The sequence below is a fragment of the Paraburkholderia sp. BR10141 genome (assembly GCF_056155635.1).
This window is the reverse complement of record NZ_JBMIQH010000011.1, coordinates 1-22,499: the sequence shown is the minus strand read 5'-3', so window position 1 is coordinate 22,499 and position 22,499 is coordinate 1. Positions and strand designations below refer to the sequence as shown.

General features: G+C 68.2%; 19 protein-coding genes. 11 read left to right on the top strand and 8 right to left on the bottom strand.

The genetic code is table 11. The annotated features are described in order from the left end of the window. Nucleotides 1-36: 36 nt before the first annotated feature. Nucleotides 37-1,125 (bottom strand): iron-sulfur cluster carrier protein ApbC, encoded by a 1,089-nt coding sequence (gene apbC, locus ACOJB8_RS17055; protein ID WP_069265433.1) that lies wholly within the window; start codon nucleotides 1,123-1,125, stop codon nucleotides 37-39. A gap of 318 nt (nucleotides 1,126-1,443) precedes the next feature. Between apbC and ACOJB8_RS17050 the strand changes: the two genes are divergently transcribed. Beyond that, on the top strand, nucleotides 1,444-2,097 hold the full coding sequence (locus ACOJB8_RS17050) for a YiaD family glycine zipper/OmpA-like lipoprotein (RefSeq protein ID WP_069265434.1): 654 nt from the start codon (nucleotides 1,444-1,446) through the stop codon (nucleotides 2,095-2,097). Between the two features lie 463 nt (nucleotides 2,098-2,560). Further along, a complete protein-coding gene (metG, locus tag ACOJB8_RS17045) occupies nucleotides 2,561-4,714 on the top strand; it encodes a methionine--tRNA ligase (protein WP_342947877.1) in 2,154 nt (717 codons plus the stop codon). Between the two features lie 73 nt (nucleotides 4,715-4,787). Here metG and ACOJB8_RS17040 read toward each other — a convergent pair whose 3' ends face one another. Both ACOJB8_RS17040 and ACOJB8_RS17035 read right to left on the bottom strand, forming a co-directional pair. After that, nucleotides 4,788-9,227: a translocation/assembly module TamB domain-containing protein gene (locus tag ACOJB8_RS17040; protein ID WP_342947876.1), complete on the bottom strand. Its 4,440-nt coding sequence runs from the start codon at nucleotides 9,225-9,227 to the stop codon at nucleotides 4,788-4,790. A 61-nt stretch (nucleotides 9,228-9,288) separates the two neighbouring features. Continuing rightward, nucleotides 9,289-10,974 (bottom strand): autotransporter assembly complex protein TamA, encoded by a 1,686-nt coding sequence (locus ACOJB8_RS17035; protein ID WP_342947989.1) that lies wholly within the window; start codon nucleotides 10,972-10,974, stop codon nucleotides 9,289-9,291. Nucleotides 10,975-11,445: 471 nt separating this feature from the next. Between ACOJB8_RS17035 and ACOJB8_RS17030 the strand changes: the two genes are divergently transcribed. The 4 genes from ACOJB8_RS17030 to panD all read left to right on the top strand — a co-directional run bounded on the left by ACOJB8_RS17030 (nucleotide 11,446) and on the right by panD (nucleotide 14,176). Then, nucleotides 11,446-11,631, top strand: coding sequence for a DUF3460 family protein (locus ACOJB8_RS17030; RefSeq protein ID WP_069265440.1), 186 nt, complete (start codon nucleotides 11,446-11,448; stop codon nucleotides 11,629-11,631). Then, on the top strand, nucleotides 11,631-12,545 hold the full coding sequence (locus tag ACOJB8_RS17025) for a segregation and condensation protein A (protein WP_256094748.1): 915 nt from the start codon (nucleotides 11,631-11,633) through the stop codon (nucleotides 12,543-12,545). The genes ACOJB8_RS17030 and ACOJB8_RS17025 overlap by 1 nt, the downstream gene beginning before the upstream one ends. A 304-nt stretch (nucleotides 12,546-12,849) precedes the next feature. Next, entirely contained in the window at nucleotides 12,850-13,692 is an 843-nt protein-coding gene (gene panC / locus ACOJB8_RS17020) for a pantoate--beta-alanine ligase (RefSeq protein ID WP_342947874.1), read from the top strand. 97 nt (nucleotides 13,693-13,789) lie between these two features. Further along, nucleotides 13,790-14,176, top strand: a complete 387-nt coding sequence (gene panD / locus ACOJB8_RS17015; RefSeq protein ID WP_069265442.1) for an aspartate 1-decarboxylase — start codon at nucleotides 13,790-13,792, stop codon at nucleotides 14,174-14,176. Nucleotides 14,177-14,242: 66 nt separating this feature from the next. On the opposite strand, the gene ACOJB8_RS17010 is transcribed toward panD, so the two are convergent. After that, nucleotides 14,243-14,869 (bottom strand): ParA family protein, encoded by a 627-nt coding sequence (locus tag ACOJB8_RS17010; RefSeq protein WP_069265443.1) that lies wholly within the window; start codon nucleotides 14,867-14,869, stop codon nucleotides 14,243-14,245. A gap of 208 nt (nucleotides 14,870-15,077) precedes the next feature. Between ACOJB8_RS17010 and ACOJB8_RS17005 the strand changes: the two genes are divergently transcribed. Continuing rightward, nucleotides 15,078-15,497 (top strand): PaaI family thioesterase, encoded by a 420-nt coding sequence (locus tag ACOJB8_RS17005; protein WP_069265444.1) that lies wholly within the window; start codon nucleotides 15,078-15,080, stop codon nucleotides 15,495-15,497. A gap of 29 nt (nucleotides 15,498-15,526) precedes the next feature. Here ACOJB8_RS17005 and ACOJB8_RS17000 read toward each other — a convergent pair whose 3' ends face one another. Then, on the bottom strand, nucleotides 15,527-17,071 hold the full coding sequence (locus ACOJB8_RS17000; protein ID WP_475013430.1) for a cobyric acid synthase: 1,545 nt from the start codon (nucleotides 17,069-17,071) through the stop codon (nucleotides 15,527-15,529). 133 nt (nucleotides 17,072-17,204) lie between these two features. On the opposite strand from ACOJB8_RS17000, the gene cobU reads away from it, so the two are divergent. Genes cobU through ACOJB8_RS16980 form a run of 4 tightly spaced genes read left to right on the top strand, consistent with a single transcriptional unit; the run spans nucleotide 17,205 to nucleotide 20,620 of the window. After that, nucleotides 17,205-17,759 (top strand): bifunctional adenosylcobinamide kinase/adenosylcobinamide-phosphate guanylyltransferase, encoded by a 555-nt coding sequence (gene cobU, locus ACOJB8_RS16995; RefSeq protein ID WP_342947872.1) that lies wholly within the window; start codon nucleotides 17,205-17,207, stop codon nucleotides 17,757-17,759. Then, entirely contained in the window at nucleotides 17,759-18,694 is a 936-nt protein-coding gene (gene cbiB, locus ACOJB8_RS16990; protein WP_342947988.1) for an adenosylcobinamide-phosphate synthase CbiB, read from the top strand. The genes cobU and cbiB overlap by 1 nt, the downstream gene beginning before the upstream one ends. Continuing rightward, nucleotides 18,687-19,712, top strand: coding sequence for a threonine-phosphate decarboxylase CobD (gene cobD, locus ACOJB8_RS16985; protein ID WP_342947871.1), 1,026 nt, complete (start codon nucleotides 18,687-18,689; stop codon nucleotides 19,710-19,712). Before cbiB ends, cobD begins: the two co-directional genes overlap by 8 nt. Further along, the gene (locus ACOJB8_RS16980; RefSeq protein ID WP_342947870.1) at nucleotides 19,712-20,620 is read left to right on the top strand and encodes a cobalamin-binding protein; all 909 of its coding nucleotides are present in this window, start codon (nucleotides 19,712-19,714) and stop codon (nucleotides 20,618-20,620) included. Before cobD ends, ACOJB8_RS16980 begins: the two co-directional genes overlap by 1 nt. Before the next feature lie 18 nt (nucleotides 20,621-20,638). On the opposite strand, the gene cobC is transcribed toward ACOJB8_RS16980, so the two are convergent. From cobC to ACOJB8_RS16965, 3 genes are all read right to left on the bottom strand, one after another. Next, nucleotides 20,639-21,229: an alpha-ribazole phosphatase gene (gene cobC / locus ACOJB8_RS16975; RefSeq protein WP_342947869.1), complete on the bottom strand. Its 591-nt coding sequence runs from the start codon at nucleotides 21,227-21,229 to the stop codon at nucleotides 20,639-20,641. Then, nucleotides 21,214-21,990: an adenosylcobinamide-GDP ribazoletransferase gene (locus ACOJB8_RS16970; protein ID WP_342947987.1), complete on the bottom strand. Its 777-nt coding sequence runs from the start codon at nucleotides 21,988-21,990 to the stop codon at nucleotides 21,214-21,216. Before ACOJB8_RS16970 ends, cobC begins: the two co-directional genes overlap by 16 nt. Nucleotides 21,991-22,000: 10 nt before the next feature. Next, on the bottom strand, nucleotides 22,001-22,499 hold a 499-nt coding region (locus ACOJB8_RS16965; protein WP_475013429.1), incomplete at its 5' end, for a nicotinate-nucleotide--dimethylbenzimidazole phosphoribosyltransferase.

Here is a 22,499-nt window from a genome sequence, read left to right as displayed (position 1 = left end):
CGGGGCGCCGCACGAGCGCTGCGGCCGCACCGGCGCTCAGGTGTTCTGCACGACGATGGTCGGGAACTTCGAGGTCATGTCGCGGGCGCGCTCGGCGATCTGGATGGCCACGCGCCGCGCGATCGCGCGATAGGTTGCCGCCACCGGCCCCTCGGGTGCGGCCACCACGGTGGGGTTGCCCGAATCGGCCTGCTCGCGAATGGCGATGTCGAGCGGCAGGCTGCCGAGCACTTCCACGCCGTACTCCTTGGCCATGCGCTCGCCGCCGCCCGCGCCGAAAATATGCTCGGCGTGGCCGCAGTTCGAGCAGATATGCACGGCCATGTTCTCGACGATGCCGAGAATCGGAATGCCTACCTTCTCGAACATCTTGAGGCCCTTCTTCGCGTCGAGCAGCGCGATGTCCTGCGGCGTCGTGACGATCACGGCGCCCGTGACGGGCACGCGCTGCGAGAGCGTGAGCTGGATGTCGCCGGTGCCCGGCGGCATGTCGACCACGAGATAGTCGAGCTCGCGCCAGTTGGTCTGACGCAGCAGCTGCTCGAGCGCGGAAGTGGCCATCGGGCCGCGCCAGACCATCGGGTTGTCCTGCTCGATCAGAAAGCCGATCGAGTTGGCCTGCACGCCGTGGCCTTCGAGCGGATTCATCGACTGCCCGTCGGGCGATTCGGGGCGGCCTTCGATGCCGAGCATCATCGGCAGCGAAGGGCCGTAGATGTCCGCGTCGAGCACGCCGACCGAAGCGCCTTCGGCGGCGAGCGCGAGCGCGAGATTCACGGCGGTCGTGCTCTTGCCCACGCCGCCCTTGCCCGAGGCCACGGCGACGATGTTCTTCACGTTGGGCAGCAGCTTCACGCCGCGTTGCACCGTATGCGCGGTAATCTCGCTTCTGACCGCGACGCGGCTCGCCTTCACGCCCGGCACGGCGGCAAGCGCCGCTTCGACCTGCGCGCGCACCGCGTCGAACTGGCTCTTCGCCGGATAGCCGAGCACGATCTCGACGCCGACCGTATCGCCATCGACGGTCACGTTGCGCACGCCCTTGGCCACCGTGTAGGGATGGCCCGTGTTCGCGTCCGTCAAGGCCGCGAGCGCGGCGTCGACCAAAGCCCGATCTATGCTCATTGAAACTCCGTGGGGAGAATGCCGGTCTGCGTTAGCGCCGATCCGAGTGAGGACTGATCGCCTACGCGCCGGAAATCGAAAGAAATTGTTAAGCTGCATTGCGCAAAATTGCCCGAAAGGGCACGCTTCGCGGCAGCATCGATTTTGTATGCCGACCAGGCGGTCTCGAAGCCGCGACCCAGCGGCCTTTCGCCTGGCGGCGCAAACCTCAAGGCGTCATTGTAGTAGCTGCCGCCGCGCACCGTTCGAAGACCCTGTTCGCAAGCGGGGCCGCGAACGCCGCAGGCAGCGTCCGTTCCACTCAAGAAAGGAAAGCAAATGAACACAAGAATCCTGACTCGCCTGTCCGTCTTCGCCATTGCCGGCGCGCTCGTCGCCGGCTGCGCGACGCAGCAGGGCACCAACACGGCTGTCGGCACCGGTGTCGGCGCAGGCACGGGCGCGGCGATCGGCGCCATCTTCGGCGGCGGCAAGGGCGCGGCAATCGGCGCAGGCGCGGGCGCACTGGTCGGCGGCATCACCGGCTACAACTGGCAAAACATCCACAACAAGCTCTCGGGCGCCACCAAGGGCACCGGCACGAAGATCACCGAGCAGCCGGACGGCTCGCTCAAGCTCGACATCCCGAGCAATGTGACGTTCGACACCAGCAGCTACGCGATCAAGCCGTCGTTCGCGCCGGTGCTCGACCAGGTCGCGCAGACGCTCCAGCAGAACCCGGAAGTGGTTGCGCAGGTGGTCGGCCATACGGATAACACGGGCTCCGCCGCCTACAACCAGACGCTGTCGGTCAACCGCGCACAGAGCGTCGTGAACTATCTCGCGTCTCGCGGCATTCAGATGCAGCGCATGGCGGCGGAGGGACGCGGCGATACGCAACCGATCGCCGACAACAACACCGAAGCGGGCCGCGCCGCCAACCGCCGCGTGGAAATGTACCTGCGCGCGACGTCGCAGCATCAGGGCGGCTAAGCTGGCCCGACGCAGTCGCCGGGAACGCAGTGCCGGCGACTGCGCAGAAAAACAGCGACACATTGACGGGGCGGCAGTCATGCCGCCCCGTTTGCATTTGGAGTTGCTCGAACACGCGCTCCGATACCCTTGCTGGACGGCCCTCGCAAGCCTGCTTCAACGCGCTTGCAGAGAATCGAAAAAAATTTTCGAACTCTCGGCAAGCCGTGCTGTCTGTCTTTACGGTACGTGTGCGGCAGCGCCGCCGCGTCACCATTCTCCTCTTGTCGTTGTTGCTCCGGGGCCAATCTTGCCCCGGTTTTTTTTGGCCACAATTTGTGCGTCGCAGCATCCCCGCGACTTTCGCAGCCCGCGCCCCATCCAGGCATTGCGCATACGAGCGTCCACCGGCTCGCCGAACGGCGCTGCGCCTGCCCTGCTAAAATCGCGCTTTCCCCCCGCAACATCGGACTTCCCCTCACTTATGTCAGCACCCGCCACCGACCTCGCAGCAGCCGGCGCGCATGCCAATCAAAGCGGCCGCCGCCAGATTCTCGTTACGTCTGCTCTGCCGTACGCCAACGGTCAGATCCACATCGGCCACCTGGTCGAGTACATCCAGACGGACATCTGGGTTCGCGCGCTGCGAATGCATGGTCACGAGGTTTACTACGTCGGTGCCGACGACACGCACGGCACGCCCGTCATGCTGCGCGCGGAGAAGGAAGGCCTCACGCCGCAGCAGCTGATCGCGCGCGTGTGGCAGGAGCACAAGCGCGACTTCGACAGCTTCGGCGTGTCGTTCGACAATTACTACTCGACGGACTCCGAAGAGAACCGTGTGCTCTCCGAGTCGGTGTATCTGGCGCTCAAGGAAGCGGGTTTCATCGAAACGCGCGACATCGAGCAGGCCTACGACCCGGTCAAGAACATGTTCCTGCCGGACCGCTTCATCAAGGGCGAGTGCCCGAAGTGCGGCGCGAAGGACCAGTACGGCGACAGCTGCGAAGTATGCGGCTCGACTTACGCGCCCACTGACCTGAAGAATCCGTACTCGGTGGTCTCGGGCGCGACGCCGATCCGCAAGACCTCGACGCACTACTTCTTCCGTCTCTCGGACCCGCGCTGCGAAGACTTCCTGCGCGGCTGGGTGAGCGGCCTCGCGCAACCGGAAGCGACCAACAAGATGCGCGAGTGGCTGGGCGAATCGGGCGAATCGAAGCTCGCCGACTGGGACATCTCGCGCGACGCCCCCTACTTCGGCTTCGAGATTCCGGGCGCGCCCGGCAAGTACTTCTACGTGTGGCTCGATGCGCCCGTGGGCTATTACGCGAGCTTCAAGAACCTGTGCGAAAAGCGCGGCCTCGATTTCGAGGCATGGGTGAAGGCCGGCTCGAAGACCGAGCAGTACCACTTCATCGGCAAGGACATCCTGTACTTCCATACGCTGTTCTGGCCGGCGATGCTGCAGTTCTCGGGCCACCGCACGCCGACCAACGTCTTCGCACACGGCTTTTTGACCGTGGACGGCGCGAAGATGTCGAAGTCGCGCGGCACGTTCATCACGGCGGAAAGCTATGTGACCACGGGCCTGAACCCCGAGTGGCTGCGCTACTACTTCGCCGCGAAGCTCAACAGCACGATGGAAGACCTCGACCTGAACCTCGAAGATTTCCAGGCGCGCGTGAACAGCGACCTCGTCGGCAAGTACATCAACATCGCAAGCCGCGCGGCGGGTTTCCTGATCAAGCGTTTCGACGGCCGCGTGCAGGACAGCGCGATGCACCATCCGCTGCTCGAGCAACTGCGCGGCGCGATTGCGCAAATCGCTGCGCACTACGAAGCACGCGAATACAGCCGCGCGCTGCGCCAGACGATGGAACTCGCCGACGCCGTGAATGGCTACGTCGACACGGCCAAGCCGTGGGAACAGGCCAAGGATCCGGCCAACCCGGTGGCGCTGCACGAGACCTGCAGCGTGAGCCTCGAAGCGTTCCGCCTGCTTTCGCTCGCGCTGAAGCCGGTGCTGCCGACGCTCGCGGAAGGCGTCGAGCAGTTCCTCGCGATCGAGCCGCTGACCTGGGCCGATGCCGGCAAGGCGCTTTCGTCGCAACAGCCGATCAACGCCTACAAGCACCTGATGACGCGCGTCGATCCGAAGCAGATCGAAGCGCTGCTTGCCGCCAACCGCGATTCGCTGCAGGCAACCGATGCACCCGCCGCCGCGGCTGCGGATGCGAACAAGAAGTCGAAGGCTGCCAAGGAAGCGAAGAAGCCTGCCGCCGATGAAACGCCGGAAGTCATCTCCATCGACGACTTCGCGAAGATCGACCTGCGCGTGGCGCTGATCGTCGACTGCAATATCGTCGAAGGGTCGGACAAGCTGCTGCAGCTCACGCTCGACGTGGGCGAGGAAAAGACGCGAAACGTGTTCTCGGGTATCCGTTCGGCGTACAAGCCGGAGGACCTCAAGGGCAAGCTCACGGTGATGGTTGCGAACCTCGCGCCGCGCAAGATGAAGTTCGGCATGTCCGAAGGCATGGTGCTCGCGGCTTCCGCCGCCGACGAGAAGGCCGAACCGGGTCTGTACATTCTCGAACCGCATAGCGGCGCAAAGCCGGGCATGCGGGTCAGGTAATTCCCACTCGCTGATGTCATACGAAACGCCCCTTGCGAGGGGCGTTTCTTTTTGCATCTGGCTTTTCGAGGCGCTAGCGGCGCAGCCGATCGAAACGCCGCGTATAGAGAATATCGGCGCCGTTGAAGGTGCCGCCGTACACCACCAGCGACCAGTAGCGCGAGAGGTTGATCGTGGCCTTCACCGCGTTCGACGCCGACTGCAGGCCCTGCTCATAGCCGATCACGAGACGCTGGTTGATGGCCTTCGCGATCATGACGACCTCGGTGTCGGTCAGACCCACCTCGCTGCGCCCGATCGAAAATTCGTCGAGGCCGATGCTCTGCGCAATGCGCTTGCCTTGCGCGCTGCCGAGCAGAGCGAGCGCCGTCGTCATCGCGCTCTGCTGGCCGAGGTTGTTGCCCTGGTCGGTGCCGTGCCCGAACAGCAGCCAGGAGAGCTTTTCGTTATCGGGCACGTTGGGCTCGGAGACGAGCCGCACCGACGGCGCCTGCACGGTGCCGGTGACCTGCACGCCCGCCTCGACCTGCTGGTTGCGCCGCATGGCAAGAATGTTGATGCCCGGATTGCCCACCGGCCCGTTGAACGTGAAGAAGCCGTTTTCGATATTGAGCTTGGTGCCGAACGCCGTGTACGTGGAGCCTTCGGTCACGCGCACGTTGCCGACCGCGCGCAGCGGGACATCCGGCGCACTGTTGACCGTAATCGTGCCCGCCAGACCCAGATCCGCGCCCTGCCCGCGGAAGCGGAAGTCGTGGCCGAGATCGATGTCGACGTTAGCACGCGGAGCAAATCGCGGCGCGGGCCTGGTCGACGCCGTTTCTTCGATGGGCGGCCTGCCGCCGACCGTGGTGCCGTCGGGGCGCACGATCACGACGTCGTCGCCGAGCGACGGCGCTGGTAACTCGGGCATGTCGAAGAGCGCGTGATCGACGGTGAACTTGCCGTCGATCTGCATGCCGCCCAGATGCCCGCCGTTGGCGATGCTCGCGCTGCCGGAAAGCGACAGCTTGCGGTCGGGCGAAGCGAAAAGCTCGAGCTTGTCGGCGACGATGCTCGCGGTGAGATCGGGCTCGGCGTTGTCGAGCCGCACCTGGCCTTTTGCGCGCAGCGTGCCGCTCGTCGCGCCGTGGAACTCCACCTGCTGGAAGTCGACCAGGTTCTGCGAGAGCGCGATGCGTATCACGCCGTCCTTCAACTCCACGCCCTGGTCGACCACGGTGGCCGAGATGCCGTCGCCGACCAGCGAGCCCGTGAGATTCGGCTTCGCGACCGTGCCGCCGAGCGCAAGCTGCAGCGCGAGATGGCCGTCGAGCAGGTAAGTCGGGCCGAGCATGCCGCCCGTGTTCCGGAGCGAGGGCACGTTCGCCTTGATGGTGCCGCCGATCGGCGCCTCGTCCGCGACGGTGAGGATGCCGTCGCGCGGCATGAGCGTCGTGTAGGCGTCGATGTCGAGCACGCCCACGCGGTTCGCCTGCGCATGCGCCGTGAGCGTGAGGCGGTTGCCGCCGCTGAAGGCCGCGCGCACGTTGAGGTCGCCCACGCCCAGCGAGGCAAAGCCGCGGCCGACCTCGGTCGTGATGTCGCCCGAGCGGCGCTTGATCTGCACGTAGCCGGTGGCCGTTGGGCCGACGGAAAAGTCCCAGTCGCCGTCGAAGATCAGGTCGGTCCTGAGCGTGGACGGCACGCCCGTAAACTGCTGCCGGATTTGCATGATGCGTGCAAGCGACACGTTGGTGAGCGTGCCCGCCGAGCGGATGCGGCCATGGTCGAGATCGAACGATTTCAGGTCGAGCGACGCGCCTTCCCCCGTGATGCGCGTCGCGCCGAGCGTGACCTTGCCGGGGCCCGCGCTCACGGTGAGAGGCGACTGCAGCTTCACGCCGGGCACGCCGCGGTTCTCGAGTTGCGTCACCGTGCCGTTCCAGCGCGTGCCCTCGCGCGTGTCCTGGAGGCCGCCGTTGGCCACCGCCACGAAGTCGATCGGCTGGCCCTGGAGCTTGCCCTTCGCGCTCGCGGTGAGCGTGTGCTTCGCGCGCGTGCCGTCGAGGCGCGCGGTGAGCGTCGTGATATCGACGCCCGCCACGGCGATGTCGCTCGCGTCGGTGCTGAAGGCGAGCGCGCCGTTCGCGCCGTCGCGCGCGAGCGCCCGGCCCTCGGCATGGCCGACGCGGTTATCGCCGAACACCACGTGGTCGGCCTTGTAGTCGAGCGAGACGTCGGGATGTGCGAAGGTGCCGGTCACGTCGCCGTTCGCCGCGAGCTGGCCCGCGATGCCAAAGCCGAGCCGGTCGAGCTGTGGCGCATCTACGCGAAAGCGCAAGCGGTCGCCACGCGCGCCGAAGCTGCCTTGCAGATCCACGGTATTGCCCGCGATAGACAGGTTCGCGCGGCTTGGCAGAATCCGCGAGCCCGCCAGCTGGATGAGGCCCTCGCCCGTGAGCGGCAAGTCGTCGTAGACGCTCGGGCCGAGCTTGAACTCGGCCCGCGTCGTGAAGGTGGGCGCGAGCGTGCCGCTCGCATTGAGCGTGCCGTTCACGCGCGCTTCGATGCGCCGGGCCGCGGGACGCGTGGCGGCTCGCGGCTTCGCCTCGTGCTGGGCCGCCCCGCCCCGCTCGGTCTGCTTGGCGTTCTCCACGCGCTTTTGCTCGGCGGCCTGCTCGCCCGATTGCGCGGGATTGAGCGACGGGTTCAGCGCCGGATTGAGCGCGAGATTGCGTTGCGGGTTGAGCGCGTCGGCGGCGGGTTGGGCTGCAGGCCGCGGCCGGGCGGCCGGCGCTGGAGTTTTCGCGGCCGTGCGCGCCGGTGTTTGCGACGTGAGCGACAGCGGATCGAAATTGGTCAGCACCGCCTTGAGTTGATAGGTCGAACTGGCGTCGTGCTTGAGCGCACCCGACAGGTCGATGCGCCCCGCGCCGGAAGTCAGCCGCACATCGTTGAGCGACAGTCGCGCGGGGTCCTGCGTGATCTTGCCCTGCACGCGCAGCGCCGCCTTGGGGTCGGCGAGATCGAGCGTGACGCTTTGGACGTCGCCATTCAGCCGCACGCCGACCGGCCCCGCGAATTGCGTGGCGCGCACGCTCGACTGGATCGCGTTGAGGTCGAGCCCGGCCACCTTCAGATCGAAACGCCCGTCGCGCCCGCTGATCGTGCCGCCGCCGGTGATCGTCGCGTTCCTCACGAGACGCACGGCAAGCCTCGGGATGCGCTGCGTCTTCGCGTCGAGCACGACGTCGGCGTGGGCGTCGATGAGCGGCAGCAGCTTTTCGTCGATGGCGCCCGGCTTCGCGTTCACGATCGAGACCGCGCCCGCCACCGTGAAGCCCGCCACATTACTGCGCGCGCGCGCCGCATCGGGCATCGCCCCGCCCGCAGGCGCCGATGCCAGCGCGGGCACCGAAGCCGGCGTCACGCCCGACACCGCAGCCGCCCCCGAAGCCACCGCCGCGAGCGCCGCCGGCACGCCCGCCGCGCCGCCCGGCACCGGCTGCAACTGCGCACGCACGGCGAGGTCGGCGAACGGCGCGCCCGGCGCGAACGCCTTCGGATTGACATGATCGAACGCTAGCGTGACGCGCTGCAGCGGCACGGCAGCGAACGGCGTGGCCTCCACATGCGCGCGGCCGGTGAGCTTCATGCCGCTCGCGTCGACATCGACCGTGAGCGCCTCGAGCGAGCCGGCGAGGTTTGCGCTCACCTGCACGTCTTCGCCGTTTACCTTGCCGGAGTAACCCAGGTCGCCCGTGAGCGCGAACGGCCGCACGCCGTCGAGCTTCGCCTCGGCGCTCACTGCGCCAAAGGGCGTGTCGAGACGCTCGATGGCGGCCTCGTGATGGCGGCCGTCGCTGCGGCCGTGGAACTGGAAGTGCGAGAACTCGTTGGTCGAGGTGCCTTCGTGCACCGTGAGCTTGTCCACCTGCAGGTCGCGGATCTCGAGCCCGAGCGGCAGCTGCAGGTTTTCCGGCAGCTTCATGGGCGAGGAAGGCTCGTGCGACGGCACGACGCGCATCTCGATGTCGCCGGCATGCAGGTAGTCCACCACGAAGCGCCACGGTTGCTGGCCGAAGCCCTGCAGCTCCCATTGGCCGCCGATGCGGTCGACCTTGAGCGTGGTGCCGTCCGTGCCGCGCCAGCTCACGCTGGAAAAGCGCACACCGCTCGCGAGCGTGCCGCCTTCGAACCGGCCCGCAAGCTTGCCGTCGAGCAGCCTGACCGCCGCGCGCCACGCGTAGGCCGTGCCGCGCTCGGTGGTCAGCACGCCATAGAGCAAGCCGGCGACGAGCCCGACGAGCAGCACCGGCACGACGATCGCCCAGGCAAGCGCCTTCCAGAGCCGCGGCCCGCGGCGGCGCGGCGGCGCACCGTCGCCGCCCGCGCCGCCGTCGCCGCCATGTCCTCCATGGCCGCCGGCTTCGCTGCGCGCTTCATCTTCCGGGCTGCGGCCAGCTTCTTCCGGCGGCACCGCGAACGTGGCCGGCAGCCATGCCACCGCAGCAAAACGGCGCGCGCTCATGCGGCCCCCTCGCGGTGCGGCGCAGGAGGCGTTGCGAAGCGGAGCAGCGAGCACGTCATCATCAGAAGGCGATCCCGAGTGTCAGATAAGGCCGCACGCTGTGAGTGCGAAACCCATAGGCGAGATCGAGGTTGACCGGCCCGACGGGGCTGCGCCAGCGCGCGCCGATACCCGCGCCCGGATCGAACTGCTTTTCGCCCCAGGTGTCGGTGGCGGTGCCGACGTCGAAGAACGCCGCGCCGCCCCAGTCGTGGCTGAACCAGTGCTGGTACTCGGCCGAGCCGGTGACGAGATACTTGGTCGGCAGGATCGAGCCCGACTGGTCGTTACCGATGCTCTGGAACGAGTAGCCGCGTACCGAGTTCGAGCCGCCCGCACGGAACAGCAGCGACGCGGGGATGCCGCTCGACGGGCCGCCCGTGAACACGCCGCCCAGTTCCGCGCGGAACACCATGATGTCGCTGTGGCCGATCGGCAGGTATTGCTGGCCGCGCATGTAGGCGCGAAAGAAGCTTTGCTCGGCGCCCGCGTTCTTGAGCGCGAGGCCCGCCTCCACGCGGATGATGTTGCCCGAGCGCGGAAAGAGCGGGTCGTCGACGTTGCGGCGGGTCCAGCCCCAGGTCGGCACGAGCGCATAGGCCCGCGAGGACGGCCCCACGTTCTGCGTAAGTCGGTCGTCGTAGAACATCAGCGCGTACGCATAGTCGATGTTCTGCGAGGTGCGCGTGCGCTGCACCCCGACGCGCGCGCTATAGATGTTGGTGTCCGAGACGTCGGTGGTGGTGTAAGACGCGACGAGGCTGTTGGTCCAGGCGCGCGGACCCGGCGGCATCGAAAGCTGGACCTGACCGAACTTCTGGATCTGGTCGAGCCGCCCCTGCACCTGGAACGGCCACGCCGCCCCGAACGTGTTCAGGTAGGTGTAGGAGCCCTGTACATGCGCGCCGGTATCGGTCGAATAACCCACGCCGCCGCGGAAGTTGTTGTACGGGAACTCGCTCACCTTCACGTGCACGGGCGTCTCGAGCGGCTTTTGCGTGTTCGCGTCGACGTCGATCGCCACGCTCGCGTAGTACGGCGTGTTCTGCACCTGGCGCTGCAGTTCGGCCACGCGCTTCAGGTCGTAGATTTCGCCCGGCGAAAGCGGATTCACGTTGTCGATGATGTAGCCCGGATAGCGCCGCGGCCCCGAAACATCGAGCTTGCCCAGCGTAAAGGTCGGCCCGCTGTCGAACGTTACGGAAAGTTGCGCGTCGTGCCTGAGCGGATCGACCCGCGCCTCCGAAAACGTAATCTTCGCGCCAAGGTAGCGGCGCGCCTGCAGCGCCTTGAGCGAGCCGTTCTTGGCGTCGTCCCAGCCCGACTGCGTAAAGGCGTCGCCTTCGTGCAGCGAGAACGCGAAGCGCGCGGTGTTCTCCTGCGCCGGGTCTTCCGTGAGGACCGGACCGCGAAAGACGAGTTTCACCGACGAAATCGTGGTGCGCGGCCCCGGATCGACGCTCACCCGCACGTGCCGCCTGCCGTCGATCGTGCGCACATCGGTGCGCACGACCGGCGTGAAATAGCCCGCCGTCGAGGCGAGGTCGCGCACCTGTTGCGGCGTCGCGGTCACAAGAAACTCGAACTGGTCCTCGTTCACGTCGGCGCGCGTGGCAAAGCGCGCAATGTCGAGGTGCGCCTCGAGCAGCTTGCGCAGATCGCGCGGGGTGGCCTGGATATCGACTTCGTAGTAGGTGCGCGGGCGCATCCACGGCAGGAGGGTGGTCAGGATGTCGGCCCGGGCGGGCGGTGCCACAGCGGAGCACACGGCGAGGCACACGATCAGGCACGCGGCGAGCCGTGGCCGCGCCGCCCGCGAGGGGCGCCGCCGTGCGCTCAATGCTTCGATCACCCATCCCGCCAAACGCCACCTCCGGCCGTCGTAGAACTGGTTGCCACCGGTTGCGCCGCTCGCGCGCAGGGCGGCACGGGAAGCGGCAACGGGCGCAAACGCGTTATTTCACCACATCGGCGCGTCAAAACCCCAGGAGGAGGTGCAAAGCGTGCCACAACGGCGGGCGCGGCCGGACCTATGGCGCGCGCGGGGCGGCCGAGGGGATGGCCAACGCGTTCCGCCCGGGCGGATGTTCCGCGGCGTTGGCTTGCGGTAAAATTGCCGCCGACAGAATTAGCGGCGCGGCGCAATCAGGCGCCCCGCCTTACTGGACGGACGTCAGCCATGTATCAATCGGACATCACGCAGTTCATCAACCAGCTCAAGCAGCAAAAGCCGCAGCTCGAAGAACAGCAACGCAAGGGCCGCGCGCTCCTGTGGGACAAGCAGCCGATCGACCTCGACGAGCGCGAGCGCCAGCAGGCTTCGCGCGTGAAGCAGACGTCTTACGTCTACTACCAGAACTTCTGATGGCCGAGGCCGACGGGGCCGGCGCGCCGCCAGCGGGCGAGCACGCGGCCAGTCACGCGGGCCACGCTGCCGGGCAAACGCCCGGTGAGGCGCTGACCACACCCGCAACCGACTCGACGCCCGACACGGTCGACGGCGTCGCGTTCGCACGCCTTTACGGCGAGCCGCTCTTCAAGCTCCCGCAGGACCTCTACATCCCGCCGGACGCGCTCGAAGTCTTCCTCGAGACCTTCGAAGGTCCGCTGGACCTGCTGCTATACCTCATCCGCAAGCAGAACTTCAACGTCCTCGACATCCCGATGGCGGAGGTCACGACCCAGTACCTCGGCTATGTCGAGCAACTGCGCAAGACCAACCTCGAACTCGCGGCCGAATATCTGTTGATGGCGGCCATGCTCATCGAGATCAAGTCGCGCATGCTGCTGCCGGTCAAGAAGGCCGACACCGGCGAGGAAGCCGAGGACCCGCGCGCCGAACTCGTGCGCCGCCTGCTCGAATACGAGCAGATGAAGCTCGCCGCCCAGCGCCTGGACCAGTTGCCGCAGCTCGGGCGCGACTTCCTGCGCGCCGAGGTCTACATCGAGCAGAGCATCACGCCGCGCTTCCCCGACGTGGACAGCAACGACCTGCGCGCCGCGTGGGCCGACGTCATCAAGCGCGCGAAGCTCGTCCAGCATCACAAGATCTCGCGCGAGGAGCTCTCGGTGCGCGAGCACATGAGCATCATCCTGCGCCGGCTCCAGGGCGAGCGCTTCATGGAATTTTCCGAGCTGTTCGACACTACGCGCGGCGTGCCCGTCGTGGTCGTGAACTTCATCGCCATGCTGGAGCTGTCGCGCGAATCGCTCATCGAGATCACCCAGCCCGAACCGTTCGCGCCGATTTACGTGCGGCTCGCGTATTTGCCCGCCTGATCCCCGACCGGCCTTGCCCGGGTCCGCGCGCAGCGAAGGCAGTAAATAGGACCGCATCGCGCGGGAACCTCCAAAGGGCCGCACAGCGGAATGTCAGGACAAGCCCCTACCCGAGGCGGGTGCGCCGCATTCACAAATCCACTACAATCGCCCGCGCCTGCCCGGTCTCGTCCCATATACGGGGCACCGCGCCACTCGCGCGGACCGGGCGCGCAACGTCCGCTCGCGGCCCTTCGTCCGGGTCTCTGGCTTGCGGCCGTGCAACCCAAGTCTTGCCCCCGCGCGAGGCATAAAGCATCCGACCATGAAAGTCATCAGCTCGATTCAGGAATTGCGCGACCAGTTGCGCGGCCAAAACCGCACGGCGTTCGTGCCGACCATGGGCAACCTGCACGAAGGCCATCTCTCGCTGATGCGCCTCGCACGCCAGCACGGCGACCCGGTCGTGGCGAGTATCTTCGTCAACCGGCTGCAGTTCGGCCCGAACGAGGACTTCGACAAGTATCCGCGCACGCTTCAGGACGACATCGAGAAGCTGCAGAAGGAAAACGTCTACGTGCTGTTCGCGCCCACCGAGCGCGACATGTATCCGCAGCCGCAGGAGTACCGCGTGCGCCCGCCCCACGATCTCGGCGACATTCTGGAAGGCGAGTTCCGCCCCGGTTTCTTCGAAGGCGTGTGCACGGTCGTCATGAAGCTGATGTCGTGCGTGCAGCCGCGCGTGGCCGTGTTCGGCAAGAAGGACTACCAGCAGCTCATGATCGTGCGCGCGATGTGCAACCAGTTCGCGCTGCCGACCGAAGTGATCGCCGCCGAAACCGTGCGCGACACCGACGGCCTCGCGCTCAGCTCGCGCAACCGCTACCTTACGGAAGCCGAGCGCGCCGAGGCGCCGCAACTGGCGGGCGTGCTGCGCGCGATCCGCGAGTCGGTGCTGTCGGGCCGCCGCGACTTCCAGCAGCTCGAACTCGACGCCATGGCGACGCTCGCCGCGCGCGGCTGGAAGCCCGACTACATCGCGATCCGCAAGCGCGCGAACCTGCTGCCGCCCTCACCGGGCGTGGCCGGCGACGCCGAATCGCCGCTCGTCGTGCTGGCCGCCGCGAAGCTCGGCGCGACGCGCCTGATCGACAACCTCGAAATCTGAGGGCCGCGGGCGGCCGCGCCGTCCCGCTTTCACCCGATCCCCCAGATTCCGCTTACCCGCGGCGGGCCGCGCGCCCGCTCGCCTGAGGAGACCCTCCATGCAACGCCATATGCTCAAGTCGAAGATCCACCGCGTCGCGGTCACGCACTGCGAGCTGCACTACGAAGGCTCGTGCGCCATCGACGAAAACCTGCTCGAAGCGGCGAACATCGTCGAAAACGAGCGCATCGACATCTGGAACATCAACAATGGCGAGCGCTTCACGACCTACGCGATCAAGGGCGAGCGCGGTAGCGGCATGATCTCGCTGAACGGCTCGGCCGCGCGCCGCGCGCAACTGGGCGACCTCGTGATCATCGCGGCCTTCGCGAACGTGGAAGAGGAAGAGCTCAAGGCCGGCTGGAAACCGGACCTCGTGTTCGTGGACGAGAACAACCGCATCAAGGGCAGCCGCGACCACGTGCCCACGCAGGCCTGGAGCTAAACCGCGGGGCTGGCGGACGCGGCTCATCGGGCCCGCGCCGCCGCGCTTGCCCGCCTTTTGGCGCGCTTATTTGCCGTCGACCCAACCGATGATCGACTGCCACTGGTCGAGGTCCTTCTCGACCCGGCTCTTCGCGACGTCCCACAGCGTGAGGCCGTGCGCAGCGAGCTGCACGTAGTTCTGCGTGTCACGCAAATAGCCCAGCACCGGCAGTTCCAGGCCCTCGACGAAGCGCTGCAGCTGCTCGGCCGAGCGCGTGCGCGCATCCACCCGCATGCCCACCACGCCCACCTGGATCGCCCCCTTGCGCACGGACTTTTCCTTGGCGAGGCGGTTGAGGAAGTCCTGGGTGGCAAGAATGTCGAACATCGAGGGCTGCAGCGGCACGATCACCTTGTCCGCCAGCTCGATGATCGCCTGGAGCCGGTTGCCGTGCAGGCCGGCGGGCGTGTCGATGACTGCGTGCTCGAGTCCCTTGGGCGGCTTGGCCGGGTTGTCCAGATCGACCTGCCAGCTTTCGATCGCCGGCAGCGTCGCGGGCCGCAGATCGAGCCATGCGTGCGAGGACTGCTGCCGGTCGAGGTCCGCGAGCGCCACCCACTCGCCTTGCGCGGCGAAATAGCCGGCCAGATTGGTGGACAGCGTGCTCTTTCCCACGCCGCCCTTGGGATTCGCCACCACGATTACCGTCATGAATGCTCCCGTCAGGATGGCTGGCGCAAGGCCAGCCGGATTGCCGTGATTTTGCGTGATGCGTGTTTCGATACCTTGCGAGGCGACTTGCGGACGAGCCGGCGCCCCGAATCAACCGTCCGATATTATCGGCAAATTGCGCGCCGCCGAAGCCCCCCACGAGCGCGCACCCGCAATGTTCATATCAAATCAAGGAGACTGAGCGACCATGAGCACGCTACGCCACGACATCACGATCGAATCCCTGCTCGAGAGGCAGCGCGGCCGCCTGCCCGATTTGCTGGGCTTTCGGCCGCTGGTCCTCGAGCAAGGCCTGCTGCGCGCCGAACTCGACGTGCGCAGCGACCTGCTCGCCCCCAATGGCTTCCTGCACGCCGCCACGGTGATCGGTCTCGCCGACACGGCCTGCGGCTACGCCTGCCTCGCGCACCTGCCGCCCAACGCGAAAAACTTCACGACCATCGAGATCAAGAGCAATCATCTCGGCACCGCGCGCGAAGGCACGATCTCGGCCGTGGCCAAGGGCGTGCACCTCGGGCGCAGCACCCAGGTCTGGGACGCCACCGTGAGCGGCCCGGACGGCAAGACCATCGCGCTGTTCCGCTGTACGCAGATGGTGCTTTACTGAGCCGGGCAGCCGCGCTTTTAGCTGCGCTGTCAGCGGATTACGCCGAACACCTTCTCCAGATCGAGGCTCGCCGCGAGCGTGTCCGCCAGCCGCTCAAGCGACGCCTCGCGCAACGCCGGATAGTCCACCGCGCGCGCCTGCGCGAGCCCGGCCCAGCGCAAGAGCGCCGCGCAGGCTTGCGGCGTGTCGAAGAGGCCGTGCACGTAGGTCGCGAGAATCTGGCCGTCCGCCGAGCGCGCACCATCGGGGCGCGTCGCCCCCTCGTCTCCCTCAGCGAGCCACAGCGCGGGCGACGCTAGCGCCCGCCCGCGCGTCTCGCCCATATGAATTTCGTAGCCCGCCACGCGCGCCGGGCCCGCGTCCGCATGCCCGTTAGCGCCTTCCAGTGCGAGCGCGCCCGTCACGTTCTTCAAGGTCTTTTCGCGCGTGAGCACGGTCTCGTAGTCGAGCCAGCCGAAACCCTCGACCGCGCCCGGCTCGCCCTCCACGCCGTGCGGATCGGCAATCGCGCGCCCGAGCATCTGCATGCCGCCGCAAATACCGATCACGCGGCCGCCATAGCGCAGATGCCGCGCGAGCGCCGTCTCCCAGCCCTGGGCGCGCAGCCACGCGAGGTCGTCGCGCACGTTCTTCGAGCCCGGCAGGATCACGAGATCGGCGGCGGGCGGCGCTTCGCCCGTGCGCACATAGGTGAAATCGACCTGCGGATGGGCGCGCAGCGCGTCGAAGTCGGTGTGGTTGCTGATGTGCGGCAGCGCCGGCACCACCACGCGCAGCGTCTCGCCGGCGGCCTGCGCGCCGCTGTGGACCGCGCCGGGCAGCATGTCCTCCGCGTCGAGCGTGAGGCCGTGCAGATACGGCACGACGCCGAGCACCGGCTTGCCCGTCTGCTGCTCGAGCCAGGCGAGGCCCGGTTCCAGCAGCGTGCGGTCGCCGCGAAAACGGTTGATGACGAAACCTTTGACGCGCGCGCGCTCGCTCTGGGAAAGACAGGCCAGCGTGCCGATCAGATGCGCGAATACGCCGCCCCGGTCGATGTCGGCCACGAGCACGACCGGGCAATCGACCGCCTCGGCGAAACCCATGTTGGCGATGTCGTTGGCGCGCAGGTTGACTTCGGCGGGGCTGCCCGCGCCCTCCACGAACACCGTGTCGTAGCGCGCGCGCAGACGCGCGTAGGACGCCAGCACGGCCTCGCGCGCGAGCGGCTTGTAGTCCTGGTACGCGCGCGCGTTGAGATTCATGCGCGCCTTGCCGTGGATGATGACCTGCGAGCCGAGGTCGCTATTGGGCTTGAGCAGCACCGGATTGAGGTCGGTGTGCGCCTCGATGCCGGCGGCGACAGCCTGCAGCGCCTGGGCGCGGCCGATCTCGCCGCCATCCACGGTCACGGCGCTGTTGAGCGCCATGTTCTGCGGTTTGAACGGCGCGACGCGTACACCCGCGCGGCGCGCGAGGCGGCACAGGCCGGCGACGAGCGTGCTCTTGCCGGCATCGGAGGTCGTGCCCTGGATCATCAGCGTGCCGGTGGGTACGCGGGGCATGGCGGGTAGCGTGGCGGTCATGAAGCGCATGGGTGGGCAGCGAAGGCGAACGCGCATTATCCCATCGCGCCGCCGCCCGATGCAGGACCACGGCGCAGGACCACGGCGCGACATTGACCGATGGGACAACAGCGAGCCTGGGTGCAGCCGTTACAATCACGCGATGAATTCGCGCGATCTCACCTTCATCGTCGGCGGCGCGCGCTCGGGCAAGAGCGCGCACGCCGAACGGCTCGCTGCCGCGAGCGGCCTGCCCGTCACCTATATCGCCACCGCGCGCGTGACGGACGACACCGAGTTCGCCGAGCGCATCGGCCACCATCGCGCGCGGCGGCCCGCGCACTGGGCGCTCGCCGAGGCGCCGCTCGATCTCGCGGGCGCACTTGACGCAGCCGCGGGGCCCGGCCAGTGCGTGCTGATCGACTGCCTCACGCTGTGGCTCGCGAACCTGCTTTGCCCCGCCGACTCCGAAGCGCCGCTGTCCGACTGGCGCGAGCGCCTCGACGCCTTCGCCGCCGCCTGCGAGCGCGCACAAGGCACGGTGCTCGTGGTGAGCAACGAGATCGGCATGGGCGTCGTGCCGATGGGCGCGGCCACGCGCCTTTACGTGGACGAACTCGGCCGCCTCAATCAGCGCATCGCGGCGCTCGCCGACCGCGCCACGCTTGTCGCCGCGGGCCTGCCTCTCGTGCTCAAAGCGCCGCGCGGGACCTCATGATGCTCTCGCTACCCGTCACCGCCGCGCTCGCCGTGGCCGGCGTCGCCGTGGACCGCTGGCTCGGCGAACCGCGCCGTGCACACCCGCTCGTCGCCTTCGGCAAATACGCGAACCAGATCGAAGCGCGCCTGAACACGGGCCGCCGCGGCCGTCCGCTCGGCCTCGTCGCATGGCTCGCCGCCGTTGCCCCGCCCGTCATCGTCGCCGCGCTGCTGTGCGCCCTGCTACCCTGGCCGCTCGCCTGGGCACTGCACGTCGCGCTGCTGTGGTTCGCGCTCGGCGCCCGCAGCCTCACGGAGCACATCGCGCCGATCGGCGCCGCGCTCGCCCGGCGCGACCTCGCCGCCGCGCGCGAGCTGACCGGCCGCATCGTCTCGCGCGACACAGCCGGGGCGGACGCCACCGCGCTCTCGCGCGCGGCCGTCGAATCGGCGCTCGAAAACGGCAACGACGCGATCTTCGGCGCGCTGTTCTGGTTCGCGATCGCGGGCGGCCCGGGCGCCCTCGCGTTTCGTCTCGCCAACACGCTCGATGCCATGTGGGGCTATCGCACCCCGCGCTTCCTGCGCTTCGGCTGGGCGGCCGCGCGCATCGACGACGTGCTCAACTGGATTCCCGCGCGCCTCACGGCCGCGAGCTACGCGCTGCTCGGCGACACGCGCGTGGCGCTGCGCTGTTGGCGCGAACAGGCGCATCGCTGGGAGAGCCCGAACGCGGGTCCGGTGATGGCCTCCGGCGCGGGCAGCCTGAACGTGCTGCTGGGCGGCGCGGCCGTGTATCACGGCATGCTGGAGGAGCGCCCGGCGCTCGGCGCGGGCTCGCCGCCGCGCGCGCAGCACGTGGACGCGGCCTTGCGGCTCGTCGAGCGCACCACCATTTTGTGGCTCGCCGCGCTGCTCGCGCTGGCCTTCGTGAGCGTGGCGAGCCATGTCTGAACAACCAGCCGCACTCGTCGCGCACGGCGGCAATCTGCACGAAGCCGCGCAGCGTTACGGCATCGCCTGGGACGAGTGGATCGACCTCTCCACCGGCATCAATCCGCACGGCTACCCTGTGCCGCCGGTGCCATCCGCGGCATGGCGGCGCCTGCCCGACGACGGGGACGGCTTCGCTGCGAGCGCCGCGCACTACTACGGCGCGCCCGACGCCCGCCACGTGCTGGCGGTGGCGGGCAGCCAGGCCGCGATCCGCGCGCTGCCCGCGTTGTTGCCGCGCGCGCGTGTAGCAATCGCTGCGCTCACTTACGGGGAGTACGCACCGGCGTTCGCGCGCGCGGGCCATGAGATCGTGCCGCTCGATGTCATGCAGGACACGCTGCCCGATACCGTCACGCATGCCGTCGTGGTGAATCCGAACAATCCGACGGCTACGCATCTTGCTGCCGACCGCCTGCTGCGTTGGCATGCGCAACTCGCGGCGCGCGGCGGCACGCTGATCGTCGACGAAGCTTTTGCCGATGCGTTCGGCCATGAGCGCTCCGAAACGCTTGCGCACGCAACCCGCCGCGCAGGACTCGTCGTGCTGCGCTCGCCGGGCAAGTTCTTCGGGCTCGCGGGCGCGCGCTGCGGATTCGCGCTCGGCGCGCCTGCCCTGCTGGCCGCGTTGCGCGTGCATCTGGGCGCGTGGACCGTGAGCGGGCCGGCGCGCCACGCGGTCACCCATGCGTTCGAAGACAGCGCGTGGCAGAACGAAACGCGCATTCGGCTCGCCGCCGAAAGCGCGCGCCTCGTCGCGCTGTTGCGCGCTCACGGCTTCACGCCGCACGCCACGCCGCTGTTCGCGTGGCTCGCGGACCCACGCGCGCCGGTGCTGCAGGACGCACTCGCGCGCCACGCCGTATGGACGCGCCGCTTCGACGCACCGGCCAGCCTGCGCTTTGGCCTGCCCGCGTCAGAAAGCGAATGGCAGCGCTTCGAAAGCGCACTCGGACAAGCCATGCGGGCGATCGGCTGATGCGCGCAGCCGTCATTGCGTTGGCGCTGCTGGCCGCGACGCTCCTGCCGTGCGCCGCGCATGCGACCGTCACCGCCATCGACGACGCGGGCAACACCGTCACCCTCCCCGCGCCAGCGCAGCGCGTAGTGAGCCTCGCGCCCCACGTGACCGAGCTGCTCTACGCCGCAGGCGGCGGCGCGAAGGTGGTCGGCGCCGTGGCCTATAGCGACTACCCGCCCGAAGCGCAAAAGGTGCCGCGCGTGGGCGACAATCGCGCGCTCGACCTCGAGCGCATCGCCGCGCTCAAGCCCGACCTCATCGTGGTCTGGCGTCACGGCAACGCTCAGCAACAGCTCGATCGTCTGCGCGCGCTGCACATCCCCCTCTTTTTCAGCGAGCCACACAAGCTCGACGATGTCGCGACCTCGCTCACGCGCCTCGGTGTGCTGCTCGGCACCGAAGACGCTGCGCAGGCCGCCGCGAATGCTTACCGCCGCGACATCGCGCAGCTGCACGCGCGCTATGCGCAGCGCGCATCCGTGAGCGTGTTCTACGAAGTCTGGGATCAGCCGCTGATGACCATCAACGGCTCGCACATGATCAGCGACGTGATCGCGCTCTGCGGCGGCCGCAACGTGTTCGCGGCCCTCGAACCGCTCGTGCCGACGGTATCGACGGAAGCCGTCCTCGCGGCCAATCCCGATGCGATCGTCACCGCGTCGCAAGGCGCGACGTCGCCGGAGCGCCCGCTGCCGGGCCTCGAGCGCTGGCGCGCCTGGCCGGCGCTAGCCGCCGTCGCGCGCGGCAATCTCTTCGCCATCGACGGCGATCTGCTCACGCGCCCCGCGCCGCGCATCGCCCAGGGCGCGGCGCAGTTGTGCGAGGATCTCGACCTCGCCCGCTCGCGCAACGCCGCCGCGCATTGATTCGCTATCCTCAGCGACTTACCAGGCGTTCCAGCGCGCGAGCAGCCATAGGGCGCTTGACGAGTCGTAACGCAAATGCACGATGGCGCCCATCTCCAGCGGCCAGCGCACGCAACGCGCGAGCGGCATGCCGAGCGCGCGCGCCGTGACGGTGCGGATCACGCCCGCATGCGTGACGGCCCAAACGGTGCGCTTCTCGCGCGCGTCGAGCGTATCGAACCAGTTGCTCACGCGCGCATCGAACTGCGCGACGCTCTCGCCGCCATGCTCGCGCGCATGCTCGAAATTCGCGGCCCATGCGTCGATCTGCGCGCGCTCGATCGCGTCCCAGCGCTGCATCTCCCATGCGCCGAAATCCATCTCCGCGAGGCGTGCTTCGGCTTGCGGCGTGTGGCCGCGCAGACGGCCGAGCGCCGCCGCCACGCTCGCGCAGCGCGTGAGCGGGCTCGTTTCGATACGCTGCGGTTCGCGCACGCCGAGCGCCGCGATCCGCTCAGCGAGCGACGCGGCCTGCTGCGTCGCGTCGCCCGCGAGCGGCACATCGCTCGCGCCGTAGCAGACGCCCGCATCCACCGCCACGGCGGGATGGCGGATCAGAACGAGATCCATGCGAGTCCCACGAGGTAGATGGCGATCTCGAACACCTGTTGCGCCAAGCCGAGACAATCGCCCGTATAGCCGCCGATGCGCCGCACGAAGTAACGCCCCAGTGCATAGCGCAACACGGCGAGCACGCCGAGCGTCGCGACGCCCGCGCGCCAGTCGGGCGCACCGGACCACACCGGCCAGAACAGCCACGGCAAGCCGAACACGCACGCGCACAGCCACGCGGGCATGCTCATGCGCTGCGCGACGGGCTTGGCCTTGCCCTCGGCACGCACATACTCGAGCGAGACGAGATAGCTGATCGCGCACGCGCGGCTCGCGGCGTGGCCGGCGATCATCAGCATCGCGGCGCGTGCCGGCGGCAGCGCCGCGAGCGTCTGCCACTTGAGCGCGAGCGCCACCACGAGACCGATCGCGCCAAATGCACCGATGCGCGAATCGTGCATGATGCGCATCACGTCCTCGCGGGCGTACGCGCCGCCGAATGCGTCGAGGCAGTCGGCGAGACCGTCTTCGTGGAAGGCGCCCGTCGCGAGGAGCGTGACCGCCATCGACAGCAGCACGGCCACGTTCGCCGGAAACACGCGCAACGCGGCGAGATAGACGAGCGCCCCAAGCGCGCCGATCAACGCGCCGACGAACGGAAAGTAACGCGCCGCCGCGTTGAGCCAGGCGGGCTCGAATCCCACCCAGCGCGGCACCGGGACGCGCGTGAAATAGCCGAGCGCCGTGAAGAAGTAACGCAGCTCCGCAAGCGGATTCATCGCGCGGCGCTCAGGCGTGGCGATCACTGCGATTGTCGACGCCGGCCGACTCGAAGCTCGCCATGTCGTTGAGGAACGCCACCGCCGCGCGCAGCAGCGGCACCACCAGCGCCGCGCCCGTGCCCTCGCCCAGACGCAGGTCGAGCGTAAGCAGTTCGCGCGCGCCGAAGTGATCAAGCATGCGACGGTGCCCCGCTTCGTTCGATGCGTGCGCAAACACGCAGTAGTCGCGCACGTTCGGCGCGAGCGAGTCGGCCACGAGCAGCGCCGAGGTGGCGATGAAGCCGTCGACGAGAATCGCCATGCGCGAGCGCGCCGCTTCGAGATATGCGCCCGCCATCATCGCGATTTCGAAGCCGCCGAACGCGGCGAGCACGTCGAGCGGCTCGCGCGCATCGGCGTGATGCGCGAGCGCCGCCGCGAGCACATTGCGCTTTTTCGCGAGGCCCGCATTGTCGAGGCCCGTGCCGCGCCCGACGCATTCATCGATCGGCACGCCGCACAACCGG

Coding starts and splice junctions, on each gene's coding strand:
- ACOJB8_RS17025 (WP_256094748.1), top strand. CDS start 11,631: ATGGCCGAGGCCGACGGGGCCGGCGCGCCGCCAGCGGGCGAGCACGCG.
- cobU (WP_342947872.1), top strand. CDS start 17,205: ATGAATTCGCGCGATCTCACCTTCATCGTCGGCGGCGCGCGCTCGGGC.
- ACOJB8_RS17040 (WP_342947876.1), bottom strand. CDS start 9,227: ATGAGCGCGCGCCGTTTTGCTGCGGTGGCATGGCTGCCGGCCACGTTC.
- ACOJB8_RS17010 (WP_069265443.1), bottom strand. CDS start 14,869: ATGACGGTAATCGTGGTGGCGAATCCCAAGGGCGGCGTGGGAAAGAGC.
- apbC (WP_069265433.1), bottom strand. CDS start 1,125: ATGAGCATAGATCGGGCTTTGGTCGACGCCGCGCTCGCGGCCTTGACG.
- cbiB (WP_342947988.1), top strand. CDS start 17,759: ATGCTCTCGCTACCCGTCACCGCCGCGCTCGCCGTGGCCGGCGTCGCC.
- cobC (WP_342947869.1), bottom strand. CDS start 21,229: ATGGATCTCGTTCTGATCCGCCATCCCGCCGTGGCGGTGGATGCGGGC.
- ACOJB8_RS17035 (WP_342947989.1), bottom strand. CDS start 10,974: ATGCGCCCGCGCACCTACTACGAAGTCGATATCCAGGCCACCCCGCGC.
- ACOJB8_RS17050 (WP_069265434.1), top strand. CDS start 1,444: ATGAACACAAGAATCCTGACTCGCCTGTCCGTCTTCGCCATTGCCGGC.
- ACOJB8_RS16970 (WP_342947987.1), bottom strand. CDS start 21,990: ATGAATCCGCTTGCGGAGCTGCGTTACTTCTTCACGGCGCTCGGCTAT.
- metG (WP_342947877.1), top strand. CDS start 2,561: ATGTCAGCACCCGCCACCGACCTCGCAGCAGCCGGCGCGCATGCCAAT.
- panC (WP_342947874.1), top strand. CDS start 12,850: ATGAAAGTCATCAGCTCGATTCAGGAATTGCGCGACCAGTTGCGCGGC.
- cobD (WP_342947871.1), top strand. CDS start 18,687: ATGTCTGAACAACCAGCCGCACTCGTCGCGCACGGCGGCAATCTGCAC.
- ACOJB8_RS17030 (WP_069265440.1), top strand. CDS start 11,446: ATGTATCAATCGGACATCACGCAGTTCATCAACCAGCTCAAGCAGCAA.
- ACOJB8_RS17005 (WP_069265444.1), top strand. CDS start 15,078: ATGAGCACGCTACGCCACGACATCACGATCGAATCCCTGCTCGAGAGG.
- panD (WP_069265442.1), top strand. CDS start 13,790: ATGCAACGCCATATGCTCAAGTCGAAGATCCACCGCGTCGCGGTCACG.
- ACOJB8_RS17000 (WP_475013430.1), bottom strand. CDS start 17,071: ATGCGCTTCATGACCGCCACGCTACCCGCCATGCCCCGCGTACCCACC.
- ACOJB8_RS16980 (WP_342947870.1), top strand. CDS start 19,712: ATGCGCGCAGCCGTCATTGCGTTGGCGCTGCTGGCCGCGACGCTCCTG.